This is a genomic window from Pseudomonas faucium (genome assembly GCF_021602585.1).
Classification (GTDB): domain Bacteria; phylum Pseudomonadota; class Gammaproteobacteria; order Pseudomonadales; family Pseudomonadaceae; genus Aquipseudomonas; species Aquipseudomonas faucium.
In genome coordinates this window covers 358,523-372,105 of record NZ_BQIP01000001.1, presented here as the reverse complement: position 1 = coordinate 372,105, position 13,583 = coordinate 358,523, and the positions used below count along the sequence as shown (strand labels likewise).

Annotated in this window: 11 protein-coding genes; 8 read left to right on the top strand and 3 right to left on the bottom strand. The window is 57.6% G+C overall.

The window, feature by feature from the left end; genetic code table 11:
* Positions 1-60 precede the first annotated feature (60 nt).
* Entirely contained in the window at positions 61-972 is a 912-nt protein-coding gene (locus L6D75_RS01765; RefSeq protein ID WP_176511228.1) for a LysR family transcriptional regulator, read from the top strand.
* Positions 973-977: 5 nt separating this feature from the next.
* On the opposite strand, the gene L6D75_RS01760 is transcribed toward L6D75_RS01765, so the two are convergent.
* Positions 978-1,211 (bottom strand): hypothetical protein, encoded by a 234-nt coding sequence (locus L6D75_RS01760; protein WP_236193366.1) that lies wholly within the window; start codon positions 1,209-1,211, stop codon positions 978-980.
* Between the two features lie 218 nt (positions 1,212-1,429).
* On the opposite strand from L6D75_RS01760, the gene L6D75_RS01755 reads away from it, so the two are divergent.
* The 3 genes from L6D75_RS01755 to L6D75_RS01745 are packed head-to-tail and all read left to right on the top strand — an operon-like array spanning position 1,430 to position 4,451.
* The gene (locus tag L6D75_RS01755; RefSeq protein ID WP_176511227.1) at positions 1,430-2,467 is read left to right on the top strand and encodes an amidohydrolase family protein; all 1,038 of its coding nucleotides are present in this window, start codon (positions 1,430-1,432) and stop codon (positions 2,465-2,467) included.
* A complete protein-coding gene (locus L6D75_RS01750; protein ID WP_176511226.1) occupies positions 2,464-3,663 on the top strand; it encodes a phosphotransferase family protein in 1,200 nt (399 codons plus the stop codon). The genes L6D75_RS01755 and L6D75_RS01750 overlap by 4 nt, the downstream gene beginning before the upstream one ends.
* A 2-nt stretch (positions 3,664-3,665) precedes the next feature.
* Entirely contained in the window at positions 3,666-4,451 is a 786-nt protein-coding gene (locus L6D75_RS01745; RefSeq protein ID WP_176511225.1) for a tyrosine-protein phosphatase, read from the top strand.
* Here the strand turns inward: L6D75_RS01745 and L6D75_RS01740 are convergent.
* Positions 4,418-5,332 carry a DMT family transporter gene (locus L6D75_RS01740; protein ID WP_176511224.1) on the bottom strand — a complete coding sequence of 305 codons (915 nt, stop codon included), beginning with the start codon at positions 5,330-5,332 and terminating at the stop codon, positions 4,418-4,420. The two genes, L6D75_RS01745 and L6D75_RS01740, sit on opposite strands and share 34 nt — an antisense overlap.
* Positions 5,333-5,423: 91 nt before the next feature.
* On the bottom strand, positions 5,424-6,269 hold the full coding sequence (locus L6D75_RS01735; RefSeq protein ID WP_176511223.1) for an SDR family oxidoreductase: 846 nt from the start codon (positions 6,267-6,269) through the stop codon (positions 5,424-5,426).
* Positions 6,270-6,689: 420 nt separating this feature from the next.
* Between L6D75_RS01735 and L6D75_RS01730 the strand changes: the two genes are divergently transcribed.
* From L6D75_RS01730 to L6D75_RS01715, 4 genes are all read left to right on the top strand, one after another.
* On the top strand, positions 6,690-8,351 hold the full coding sequence (locus L6D75_RS01730; protein WP_176511222.1) for a DUF1302 domain-containing protein: 1,662 nt from the start codon (positions 6,690-6,692) through the stop codon (positions 8,349-8,351).
* 30 nt (positions 8,352-8,381) lie between these two features.
* Positions 8,382-9,740, top strand: coding sequence for a DUF1329 domain-containing protein (locus L6D75_RS01725; protein ID WP_176511221.1), 1,359 nt, complete (start codon positions 8,382-8,384; stop codon positions 9,738-9,740).
* Between the two features lie 94 nt (positions 9,741-9,834).
* Positions 9,835-10,968 (top strand): YCF48-related protein, encoded by a 1,134-nt coding sequence (locus L6D75_RS01720; protein WP_176511220.1) that lies wholly within the window; start codon positions 9,835-9,837, stop codon positions 10,966-10,968.
* Positions 10,969-11,003: 35 nt separating this feature from the next.
* A complete protein-coding gene (locus L6D75_RS01715; protein ID WP_176511219.1) occupies positions 11,004-13,535 on the top strand; it encodes an efflux RND transporter permease subunit in 2,532 nt (843 codons plus the stop codon).
* The last annotated feature ends 48 nt before the right edge of the window (positions 13,536-13,583 follow it).

Genomic DNA, 13,583 nt, shown 5'->3' with positions numbered 1-13,583 from the left:
GGCGCTGGGCACACTCGTGTCTGTGGTGTCTTGCTTCATTGTCAGGTATCGGAAGTAGGGATGATCAAGGGCAAAGATATTTCGATGCGCCACCTGCGCTACTTCGTCGCGGCTGCCGACGCCGGGCAGTTCTCTCAGGCGGCGCTGAAAGTTCACGTCTCGCAGTCGGCAATCACCGCTGCAGTGCTGCATCTGGAAGAGTCCATGGGCGTCAGCCTGTTCGACCGTCTGCCTCATGGTGTGACGCTGACCGCTGAAGGCAACAAGTTCGCGCAACACGCGCGGCACATTCTCGACACGCTGCAGGATGCCCTCAGTGAGCCACTGTTTCTGGGGCACACCATGCGAGGCACTGTTCGTGTGGGTGCGTCCTATACGGTGCTGGGCTATTTCCTGCCTGCTTTGTTGGCACGCTTCAAACGCAGCTATCCGCAGGTGGAAATCGATCTGGTCGACATGGACCGCCACAGCATTGAAACGGCTGTGAACAATGGCGATCTCGACCTCGGGCTGGCCATTGTCTCCAATACACCCAGCCTGAGCGGTTTTGAGCATCAGGTACTGATTCGTTCCCGTCGGCAACTCTGGCTGGCCAGCCAGCACCCACTCATGGGGAAGACTTCCATCAACCTGGAAGACATTGCCGAACACGCCTACATCCTCGCCACGCTGGATGAAGGGGATGTGTCGACGTTGCGTTACTGGGAGTCCCGCGGGCTGGTACCCAAGGTGGCGTTTCGTACGTCCTCGATGGAGGCGCTACGAGGCTTGGTGGCCCATGGTTTTGGCGTGACTATTCTGTCGGACATGCTCTACCGCGCGTGGTCCCTGGAAGGTAAAAAGATTGAGGTTCGCCCACTGGCGGATGTCATTCCTCCCATGGAACTGGGGTTGATCTGGCTGCCGGATCACCGTTTGTCCGAACCGGCTCAAGCGTTCCGGCAGTTTCTGATCATGGCCTGCGCTTCATAACGCGGCTATTCCCGATCGCCGCAGGCCGGCGGCCAGGTCCCGTTGTTCATCAAGCTATCGAAGGTCTCGGTCATTTCCTGCACCAAGTTCGGGTAGTCATGGCGCACCCACCACAGCCACAGATCTATCAGCGCTCCGACAAAGCAGCGCACGGCGGCCTCACCACGCATGTGTTCGACCTGATAAAGGCTCTGCTTTCGATAGTGCTCACTTACCTGACGACGGCGTATCCACGGCATGTACATTTCCTAGCGCCCCACCAGCTTGCTTTTTGTTTGCCCATTTTTGCCAACCGCGTGGTTTTCACATCTTTGAAATTCCACTTTCCATTGCCAAATAAATGAACAGATATCAAAAATGTGTTTATATTGGTAGCGAGCAACTCAGACCTCAATTCGAGCCAATCATCTGCCCAACGGTGATTCGCTGCGCTGGCTAATACAACAAGGAGAACGCCATGCTGATCGATGTCCACGCCCATCTGCTGACGGAAGGCATGCTGAACCGCCACGAGTTCTGGGGGCCCTTCATGAAGGTGCAGGGGTTGACCGTGGGGCACTTTTCCCTCGGGACCAAACAACCGGCCAAGGCCGCGACGGATGCTGAAGCGCAGGCCAACATCCTGGCGCGCATGAGCCATGCCAGCCGGCGCAAACTGATGGCAGAGCGAGGCGTGGATAAACTGGTCATGTCCACGCCGTCGCACTGCTTCATGTATTGGGCAGGTGATTTCGCCAATGAATATGCACGCATCTGCAATGAGGAGTTGTCGGCGTTCTGCCGTGCTGATCCGGATCACTTCGACTTCTGGTGCCACGCCAACCTGGCGGACCCTCAGAATGCCGCCAGGGAAATCGAACGTGCCGTGACCCAACTTGGCGCCAAGGGTGTGTGTGTGGGTGGGGCAAACTTCAATGGTCTGGAAGCTCACGACGAGCGCTTGTTCCCTGTCTGGGAAACGCTCACGCAACTCGATGTGCCGATCATGGTGCACGGCTTCAACCAGTCGATTTACTGGGGTGAAAAACACACCGACGACAAGTTTGAAACCACCTCGATCGTGGGGGATTGCGTCGATGAAACCCTGTTCTTCTGGTACCTGATCTGCGGCGGCGCCCTGGACGTTTTCCCGACCCTGAAGACCTACATCACCCATGCCGGTGGCATGGCGGTTTTCCAACTGGGGCGTTTGAGTGAACTCAACCGGGCCATGGCACCGGACTCACGAAACAAACGACCACTGCTGGAATACATGCAGAACTTCTATTTCGACCTCGATGTGCATGCCCCTGGACTGCGCCGCGGTGTGGCGGAGGTGGTCGGGGCAGATCGCCTGCTGTACGGAACCAATTTCGGTGGGGCCTACGACCATGGAGATCTGACGGAAGGACTGGGCCTGTCCACCCATGACCGCGAGCGGATTCGCAGCGGCAACGCTATTGAGTTGCTCAAGTTGAGCGTGCCGGCCAGCGCCAATCGGGTGCTGACGCCGTGACGGGCGGCCTGCCGAACGTACCGGCCGGGCGGCCTTATCCGCAGCGTGACGGCCGTCTGCCTCGGAACCTTGACGAGGTCTCAGCAGCGTGGCTTACGCGGCTATTGCAGCCGCGCTACCCGGGCATAGAAGTGCTGACGCTGTCTGCGGTGGAGGTGCGTAATGGGCATACCACCAAATACCGCGTCAGACTCGAATTGAACGAAGTCGGACAGCGCGCGGGAATTCCCGAGCATGTTTGCCTGAAGTCGAATTGGTCCGAGGGGTTCGAAAGCGGTGATATCTGCGAGCTCGAATCACGTTTCTATTGTTTGGCGCACGGTTGGTCCGACGCCCCTTTGCCGGCCACTTATTTCACTGACTGGGACGCCGATGGGGGTGGCCGAGGTGTGGTGATGATGGAGGACCTTGGGCTGGCGGCCGGACAATTCGGTCACAGTACCGATCATCTGGGAGTGGACGGTGTCGCTCGAGGGCTGGAATCGCTGGCCTCCCTTCACGGCGCCTCCTGGGGTCATTCGAGTTTGCAGGCGCAGGACTGGTTACCGGTGTCGATGGCCAACGCGGTGGACTGTGACGGCTTGCTGCGCATGTACAACTACATCAAGGTCAATCTGCGCAAACCGGACTACCGGCGTGTGCTGCCGGCGTGGATGTACGAGACACCGGAACTGTTCAGCCATGCCTTCGATGAATTGGCGGCCTTTGAACGGGAGCAGACTTCGCCCGGTTGTGTCATCCATGGCGATTCGCATCAGGGCAACAGTTTTCTGCGCAGCAATGGTCAGCGTATCTGGCTGGACTGGCAGCTGGCTCGCCGCGGTCGGCCATGGCGGGATGTCGCCTATTTCATGATCGGCGCATTGACAGTGTCGGAACGCGAGGCTGACGCTCAGCGTCTGCTTCGGGTATACCGGGAGAAGTTGCTCAGTCTCGGGGCCGAGGGTGTGCTTGATCAAGATGCCGCTTGGGAGCAAATACGCCGATGGCCGGTCTGGGGCATGCAAACGTGGCTGTCGAACATGGATGATTGGGGGCAATCGGGTTTGCCAATGGTGGAGCGCTTTTTTGCCGCCGCCGAGGATTTCGACACCGTGCGTTTGCTGACTCATCGCCGCAAACCACGTCGAACGCCGATACTGGGGCAGGGCGCGCGGCCGTTGACGCCAGCCTATCAACATTTATTGGAGGATTGAGCTTGCTTCATCAGGAAACATTGCGATTACAGGGCGCGGACAATTTTCGCAGCCTCAAAGGCATGGTCGCCCGCTGCGGGCGACGCATTGGCAGCGATGCTCTATTGCGTGCAGACCAGTTGCACAGTTTGACTGATGAAGACTGGCAGACGCTTCAACGTCTGGGATTACGGACCGTCTGCGATTTACGCAGCGCCGGCGAGCGAGATCGTTACCCCAATCGAGTGCCTGACGCTGCAATCAAGCATCTTCACCTGGAGGTCCTCGGTGATGCACGTGCCAATCCGCGTGTTGCTGCGATGCTGACAGACACCCCTCAGGCACAAGACGCGCAGGACATGATGCTGGCGGTCTATCGGCAACTGCCGGGCTTGCTGGCGCCCCTGCTGCCGACATTGTTCAAACTTTTCACCGAAAACAAAGGCTCTGTGCTGATTCATTGCACGGCAGGCAAGGACCGCACGGGTGTAGTGGTCATGCTGCTGCTACATGCCCTTGGTGTGGCGCCTGAATGCATCATGGATGACTACTTGTGCTCGGCGCGGCGCTTCAGTCAGTTGAGTGCAGCACGCCAGGAAGCGATCAGCCACGCAGTGAGCCGGATGGCAGGTCGGTCGGTCAGTGAAGCGGCATTGGACGCAGTATTGGATGCCCGACCTGAGTATTTAAATGCTGCTTATAGGGTCATCGAATCCGAATATGGCGGCCTGGACCGCTACCTACAAAGCTTCAGCGGCTTGAGTACCGCCGATTTTCAGACATTGCGCGATGCTTTGCTGATCGCCTGAGTGACTGCGCGGGTTTTTTCCCGCGCGGGCTTCCACTGTGCCAATACGATCCCCAGCAGGATCAATCCACCTCCCACTGCGTGATACAGATGCAACGTTTCCCCAAGCAGGCTGATGGCTAGAATCGCGGTGAACAGGGGGACCAGATTCATCAACACTGCGGTTTTTTCTGCTCCCAGGTTTTGCAGGCCTCGCATCCACAGGCCAGGCGCAAGTGCCGAAGCGAACAGGCCGGCGAACAGTACCAGCGGGATGTTCTCGGCCGTCAGGGCTATCGAGGGCGCCAGCACAAAAGGTGGAATCAGTAACAGCGTGCCGCAGAGGATCTGCACATAGAGGCTTTCCCAGGTCGGCAGGGAGATTTGCCAGCGTTTCACCAGCACGCAGTACAGGGAGTAGGACAGCGACGCCAGCAGCATCATGAGTTCACCCTGGCCTACACCATGCTGCCAAAGCGACGGCAGGTTTCCGGCTGCCAGTAACCAGGCCAAACCGGCAAACGAAATCAGGGCGCCGATCAGCAATGACGCTGTCGGACGGGTATTGAGTACCGGAAAAGCCAGCAGCACGGTGAGCAGGGGCATGGTTGCCAGAATCAGTCCCATGGACGTAGCGGTAACGGTATGCGCGGCAAAATAGGCCAATGACTGGTAGAGCGACATGCCAAGCAGACCCAGCAACAGCAGCTTTGGTAGATGGGGACGAATCTGCCGGCGCAAGCGCCAAACCCTGGGCAATACCACCGGTGACAATACCAACAGGGCGGTCAACCAGCGATAAAAGGAAATCGCCGCCGGATCGATAACCCCCACCGACAGGCGATTGACCACCGTACTGGCAGCCCAGATCAGTGTGGCAAGAATAGGGAGCAACAAGTTCATTGCAGTGCGCCGACGTGAGAGATGCGCCGGGCGCACCGGGACCATCAGCCAGTTGCCTGGCTGTCCGAGAGTTTCAGAAAGGGCAATCGGGTTATTCGCTCGCCGAATTGCGTGCCGCAATGGCAGCGGCAAAATCGCGTTTGAGAGTCGGGAAATAGGCTATCTGCCCACCCATGCCGCCAGCGATATCGATCGAGGCCGCGCTGATGAAACAGGCGTATTCGCTGGCGAGGAAAAGCGCCATGCCGGCGACGTCTTCAGGTTTGCCATAGCGTCCCAGTGGTACGACCTTCATCACCATGGCGTCAAACTCCTCGCGGCTGACCCCTGGCCCCATTTCCTTGTAGTGGCGATCCCACTGACCGGTATCGATCCAGCCCATGTTCAGGCTGTTGACCAATATGTTGTCCTTGGGCAGAGACATACCTAACGAACGGGAGAGGGCGATGCAGGATGCACGGTTGATGACTGAAGGAATGCCATCAGGCGTAGGAATGGCCCCGGCCAGGGCATTGATTTCGATGATTCGCCCCCAGCGTTGTTCACGCATGTACGGCACCACGGCCTGAACGAAGCGGAAATGCCCCATCTGCAGGATGTTCGCGTGTTCGAGAATGGCTTCCGGGGTCAGGGTATCGATATTGCCGCTACGACCCTGGCCGGCGTTGTTCACCAGAACATCAACACCGCCCCAACTGCTGGCCACTTCTGCCACAAACGCCTTGACGCCTTCGGTGTCGGTTACGTCCACAACCCGGGCAATCACTGCCTGGGCGTGTTCTGCAAGCAACTCCCCGGCTTCGCGGACCGCTATCTCGCTGCGGGCGCAGATCGCTACCCGTGCTCCTTCAGCGGCGAACGCCTTGGCAATGGCTAAACCGATGCCCCGGGAAGCGCCCGTGACGATGACGCGTTTGGCGCTCAAATCAATGTTCATGATGGCTCCTTTTGTTTTTTTCCAGGGATTCGTAGCTCATGCCGGCTGCCGAACGCCACGTAATTCGGGGGTATGCCGGGGCTATTGAATGCCGAATGGAGAAAATCGTCAAAGTTTATTTGAACAATTATGGGTTATGTGTGCAGTATTGGGCCTGCCATTTCCTCTGATTGAACCTGAAGGGCACAATTCTGAGGATAAAATTCTGCATACAGAATGTGAATCTTTATGTGGAATTTTGCTTGATGATCCGCTAGGGTAGATTTCAGCTGAAGAGGAAGGTGGTCCTGGATGCGTGTCAGGCCTCATGAGCGGGGGTTTTGGAGGTTTTTGCGGCGATCTTGCGGGACGTTGCAGATTGCTGAATTGGATGTTTGTGTGCACTTAACGACTGAAAATAAAAATAAAAGGGTAGTGTGTATGAAAAAGAAGACCAATCAGGGTCGGCGGGTTCTGACTCAAGGTGCGCTCACACTGCTGATGGTTGGCAGTGCGCAAGGCTTGATGGCAGCCTCGTTCGACATGCCGAACCCCGACTACCGCGTGCGTTGGGACAATACGATCCGCTACAACCTGGGCATGCGGACGGATAGTCAAGACAGTCACATCATGAAAACGCCGAACTTCGACGAATCGGATGGGAAGTTCGATAAAAACGATATTGTGACAAATCGCCTCGATGTGTTAACAGAATTCGATTTTTCCTATCTGAACGACTGGGGGGCGCGACTCAGTGCGGCTGGCTGGTTTGACCAGGCATACGCTGACGACGACGTTCGCAGCAATGTCCCAGGCTTTGCGACCAGCTATCACAACAACAAATACAGCGATGAAGTGGACCGCTACATGCATGGCCCATCGGGCGAAATTCTCGATGCGTTTCTCTGGCGCAACTTCAACATCGGTGACGTGCCGGTCAACGTGAAGGCCGGTCGTCATACCAACTATTGGGGTGAGAGCCTGCTGTTCGGCGCACACGCCGTGTCCTACTCCCAGGCACCCAGTGATGGCGTGAAGGCCTCCACCAGCCCGGGCATCGAAACCAAGGAAGTGTTCCTGCCGGTCGGTCAACTGTCGGCCAAGGCCCAGGTCACTGACAACTTGTCCCTGGCTGCCCAGTACTTCTATGAATGGGAGCCGACCCGCATTCCTTACGGTGGCACCTATTTCGGTGCGGCGGACCCGCTGTTTGAAGGTCCTGACCAACTGCCGCTTGCTCCCAACGGCGCGACCCTGCAGCGTCAGGATTCCAAGTTCGGGCGTGATGGCAAGAACTGGGGGGTGATGGGCAAGCTCAATGTCGAAGAAATCGAGTCGACCTTCGGCGCCTACTACCGTCAGTTCGACGACTACCAGCCTTGGTTGGCGCCGCAGGTCAAAGCGGCATCGGGCTCTTATCGAGTGGTCTACCCACGCGGTGTGAAGCTGGCGGGCCTGAGCTTCTCTCGAATGTTCGGTACTGTGGCGGTGGGTTCGGAGGTGTCCTATCGCATGAACGGCGCCTTGAACGCTACAGGTGTGAGTGCCCTGGATGACGAGGGGCCTCGTGGCGACACGATCCACTTTATCGCCAACGCGGTGTACGGTGTGCCGCGTAACTTCATTTCGAACAACGCGACGCTGGTTGGTGAGTTCGCATACAGCCATCTGGAACGCGTAACCGAGCACGAAGAGCTTTACAAAGGCGTTGGGGAAAGCGGCTGCGTTAATGGCAGAACACCAACCATTCCCGGTTCTGGAGATGAGTCCGATAGTTGCTCGTCCAGAAACTACTACGCTGTCGCGGTCAACTACACCCCGCAGTACATTTCAATTCTCCCATCTTGGGATATGGACGTTCCGCTGACGGTCAATTACGGTCTGCACGGTAACGCACCGACGGCCGGTGGCGGTAACGAAGGTGCGCTGTCGTACTCTGTCGGCGTCAAACTCACCTATGCCCAACTGTATGAGTTCGGCCTGCGTTACGCAGATACAGATGCTCGTTCCAAACACCTGGCCAATGGTACCGTCGCCGGCAATGGCAACGTCGGCGGCACCGACCGTGGCTGGTTGGCATTTACCTTCAAGACCTCCTTCTGACAAATCCAATAAGAATCGGAGAATGTGTTCATGAAACGACAACTTGCCTTATCCATTGCCCTGATGAGCATGGCGACCTACACGCTGGCTGCGGGCGCTGATGTCTCCGACCTTGGTAAAACCCTGACCCCGTTCGGTGCGATCAAGGCGGGCAACGCCGATGGCAGCATCCCGGCCTATGACGGAGGCCTGACCAAAGCTCCGGCCGGTTTCGTGCCTGACAGCGGTTTTTGGGTTGACCCGTTCAAGGATGAAAAGCCGTTGTTTCGTATCGATGCCAAAAATGTCGATCAATATGCGGACAAGCTCAGTGAAGGGCAGAAAACCCTGATCAAGAAATACCCGACCTATTACATCGACATTTATCCAAGCCACCGTACTGCCGCCTATCCGCAGGCTGTACTCGACGCCACTGTACGCAATGCCACCAGTTGCCAGATCCAGAAAGACGGTCTCGCCGTCGATCCGTCTTGCCGTGGCGGCTTGCCGTTCCCTATTCCGAAGACCGGCAACGAAGTTATGTGGAACCAGCAGGTGCGTTACAAGATCGGCACCGGTTATTCCACCACCTCGTCTTCCAACAGTTGGGTGATCGATGCCAATGGCTCGATCACTAAAACTGCGGAGCAGGCGACGTTCGAAGAAACGCCATACTACCAGGTGGCCCAGCCCGATCGTGATGCATTGATGTATGCCCGAGTGTTCTCGCGCAACGACTATCCAGCGCGTCGTTCGGGAGAAGTGGTGGTGCTGACCGACTTCCTCGACCCACTGGCCAAGGCTCGTCGTTCCTTCAGCTACTCCCCGGGGCAGCGGCGGGTCAAGCTGGCGCCAGAGTTCGCCTTCGACACTCCGGTGGCCAGCCAGGGCGGTGTGACACTGTTCGATGAGCTGCAAATGTTCTCCGGCAGCCAGGACCGGTTCGACTACAAGCTAGTCGGCAAAAAAGAGATGTACATCCCGTACAACGCCTACAAGTTCTACTTCGGTACCAAGCAGGAAGATCAGTTCATGCCGCACCACGCCAACCCGGCGAACGAGCGTTGGGAACTGCATCGGGTTTGGGTCGTAGAGGCCACGTTGAAGCCTGGTATGCGTCACGTTTACAGCAAGCGCACGTACTACCTGGATGAAGACACCTTCGGTGTTGGCCTGTATGACGCCTGGGACAAGAGCGGCGCCCTGTATCGCTCGATCTTTCTCAGTGGCGTGCAGATCTACGACAAGAACATTCCGTACAACGTGAAGAACGTCGTTTACGACTTCAACAAAGGTATGTACGCATTGCTCAATGATGCACTCAAGGGTGGTTACAAGTTCATCGATAAGCCGCTCAGCGAGCGCGATATGAACCCTGAGGCCATCGTAGCCCGGGTCACCCAGCGCTGATGTTCTCCGCTTGTCCCGCCCGTTGGTTTGCGCATCAAGCCACACGGGTAGGACAGGGCGGCTCATGCCGCGCGATGGATAAGGAATAAAAATAATGATTAACCCTTGCCCTGATTCTGTTTTTTTCTCAGCGTCGCGTCTGCTGCTGTCGATCACGCTATCCATTGGTGTGAGTGCAGCGGTGATGACTTCACCTGCCTTTAGCGCGATCGCCGTGCCTGCGGACTCGCTGGATGTGTCCGCACCACGGGTTGACGAGCGTTTGCCAGCGCCATTGCTGTCTGTCGCCAGAGCGGGCGATGCCTTGGTCAGTGTCGGATTGCACGGCCTGATCCAGCGCTCCACCGACTCGGGTAAGACCTGGCAGCAAGTCGATAGTCCAGTGTCCAGCGACCTGGTGCAGGTTCGTTTTCGCGATGAGCGCAATGGCTGGATCGTCGGTCACGACGCTTTGATTTTGCACAGCAAAGACGGTGGCCTTAGCTGGCAAGCCCAGCTAGATGGGCGCCGGCTTCTGACGCTGCTCAATGGCTACTACGGTCCACGTGCTGAAAAAGGCGATGAGACTGCGGCCGCGTTAATCAAAGAAGTTGCAACAGCCGTAAGCACCTCGGCAACTCCCGGCGTGATGGCTGCCCCCTTTCTCGATGTGATGTTCGATGCCCAAGGCAATGGTTTTGCTGTCGGTGCCTTCGGCTTGCTGTTGCATAGTTCCGACGACGGCCAGCACTGGGAACCGTGGATCGAGCGCAGTGAAAACGAGCGCCGCATGCACCTGTACGGCCTGGCGGAACGCGCAGGCACTTTCTATATCAGCGGTGAACAGGGGCTGTTGTTGCGTCTCGACAGTCAACAACAGCGTTTTGTCAAAATCGACACGCCCTATACCGGTACTTACTTCGGTGTTCGAGCTTTCGATCACCTGCTGCTGGCCTACGGCTTGCGCGGCAATCTGCTTGCCAGTTGTGACGATGGCCAGCAATGGCAGCCTGTGGAAACACACCTCAACAGCAGTCTGGTCAGCATTGTCGAGCTGGGCGAGGCGTTGGTCATCGTGAGCCAGGGAGGGCAGTTGGCCAGTCTGGATCGACAGAGTTTGCAGGTTACTCCTCTGGCGGACGCGCGGGTGGGTGAGATCTACGCGGCCAGTGCCACCGAACAGGCTGGAAGCCTGGTTGTCACGCGCTTTACTGGCGCCAAGGTCATCGATATTGCCCAGGCCAAATAAGGCCGCCGGCACGATCCCTCTACGAGAAAGAAAAAATGGTCGAGCAAAAATTCAACAGCGGGATGCCAGTGATTGCCAACCTTGAGGATTTCGACAAGAACTCCGGAGGCTGGTTTGAACGGGTGATTTTCCGTCACCGCGTGTTGGTCGTCATTGCCTGCCTGCTCGCTACCGTGGTGTTGGGCTTTTTCGCGACGAAGCTGCAGGTGAATGCCAGTTTCGAAAAGATGATTCCCAGCTCCAGCCCCTACATCAAGAATTACCTGGCCTACAAAGACCAGCTTCCAGGTTTGGGAAACAGCATTCGCGTGGTGGTGGAGAACAAGACCGGTGATATCTACGATGCTGACTATCTGCTGGCGTTGCAGAAAGTCAACGACACGTTGTATCTGATCCCCGGTGTCGACCGTTCCTGGATGAAGTCGCTATGGATGCCCATCGTCCGCTGGAAAGAAGTGACGGAGGAGGGCATCGACGGCGGTGCGGTGATGCCATCGGATTACAACGGCAGTGAAAAATCGATCACGGCGCTGCGTCGCAACATCATGCGTGCCGGCATTGTCGGCAACCTGGTGGCGAACGACAGCAAGTCGAGCATGATTGTCGCGCCTTTGCTTGACACCAACCCACAAACCGGCAAGCCGCTGGACTACGGTGATTTTTCCCGGCAACTGGAGCAGCAGATCCGTTCGCTGGAGAGCGACAAGATCGGAATCCACATCGTCGGCTTCAGCAAGCTGGTCGGTGACCTGATCGACGGCCTGTATTCGGTCATGCTGTTCTTCGGCGCGTCGGTGGTCATTGCCGGACTGTTTGTCTACTTCTATACCCGTTGCCTGCGCAGCACGTTACTCCTGGTGAGCGTGGCGGTGGCTGGTGTCGTGTGGTTGCTGGGGTTGATGCAGATACTGGGTTACGACCTGGACCCTTATTCGATTCTGGTGCCGTTCCTGATCTTCGCCATCGGTATTTCCCATGGCACCCAGAAAATGAACGGCATCCTCCAGGACATAGGCCGCGGCACGCATAAGTACGTGGCGGCGCGTTATACCTTTCGCCGCCTGTTCCTCACTGGGCTGACTGCACTGCTGACCAATATCGTTGGTTTTGCGGTGCTGGTGATCATTGATATCCCGGTCATTCGCGATCTGGCCCTGACGACCAGCATTGGCGTGGCAGTCCTGATTTTCACCAAGCTCCTGCTGATTCCCGTGGCGCTCTCGTATCTCGGCGTCAGCAAAAAAGCCGCACGTATTGCCATTGCCAAAGATCAGGCCGGCGAGGCCAATCGCGGTGTGCTCGGGCGCATCTGGCACGGCCTGGACCGCTTCACCGAACGTCCGATGGCCACGGCTGTGATTGGTTTGTCGCTGCTGGTGACGCTGGCCGGCAGTGTGGTGATGATGCACCTCAAGGTGGGCGACCTCGACCCCGGAGCCCCCGAGCTGCGTGCGGATTCTCGCTACAACCGCGACAACGCCTACATCACCGCCAACTATGGGCTGTCCAGTGACCAGTTCGTGGTCATCATGAAGACCAACGAAGACAGCTGCCGCCTGTACCAGTCCCTGCAAAGCATGGACAAGCTGGCCTGGCGCCTGCGCCAGACGCCCGGCGTACAGACCACGCAATCGCTGGCCGAAACCGTGCGCATGATCAGTTCCGGCATGGCCGAAGGCAGCTCGAAATGGTTGAGCATCAGCCGCGACCAGGCCATTACCAACTCGGCGGTGGATGCCGCAATGATTTCCGCTCCGGGGATCACTAACCAGCAATGCTCAGTAACGCCGATCATTGCCTACTTAGCAGACCACAAGGCCGATACGTTGAGCCGGGTGCTGCAAGTCTCCGAAGACTTTGCCAAGGGCAACAGCACGGCCGCGAATGCCGAACAGCCCATCGAGTTCTTGCTGGCCGCAGGCAACGCCGGCATCGAGGCTGCGACCAACATCGAAGTGGAGAAGGGCATTATCACCATGTACCTGGCGGTGTATGGCGCCACGGCCTTGCTCTGTCTTCTGACATTCCGCAGCTGGCGTGCGACCGTGGTGGCACTGATTCCGCTGTTGATGACCACCATTATCTGCAAGGCGCTGATGGTCTGGCTGGGTATCGGCCTGAAAGTGGCCACCTTGCCGGTCATCGCTGTAGGTGTTGGTGTCGGCGTGGACTACGCGCTGTACCTGCTCAGTGTGCAACTGGCAGTGCAGGAACGCGGTGGCAGCCTGGCCGTCGCCTATCGTCGCTCGCTGGACTTCACCGGTCGCGTCGTCGCACTCGTCGGCCTGACCATGGCCGCTGGGGTAATTACCTGGGCCTGGTCGCCGATCAAGTTTCAGGCAGACATGGGCATTCTGCTGACCTTCATGTTCCTCTGGAACATGCTCGGTGCGCTCGTACTCATCCCGGCGTTGTCGCACTACCTGCTCAATCCTAAGGGCAACTCCAAAGAAGGGTTGACCCTCGATCTGGAAGACGCCCGCGCGCAGCAGGAATCGCGCAAGCCGGCAGCCGACACCCCCCATCACGCATTGACCGAGCTAGCCATGCCACGGCGTGCTCGCTGACTAACGCATAGCCGGGCACAGACCCGGGCTGACAACTGCAAGGAGAGG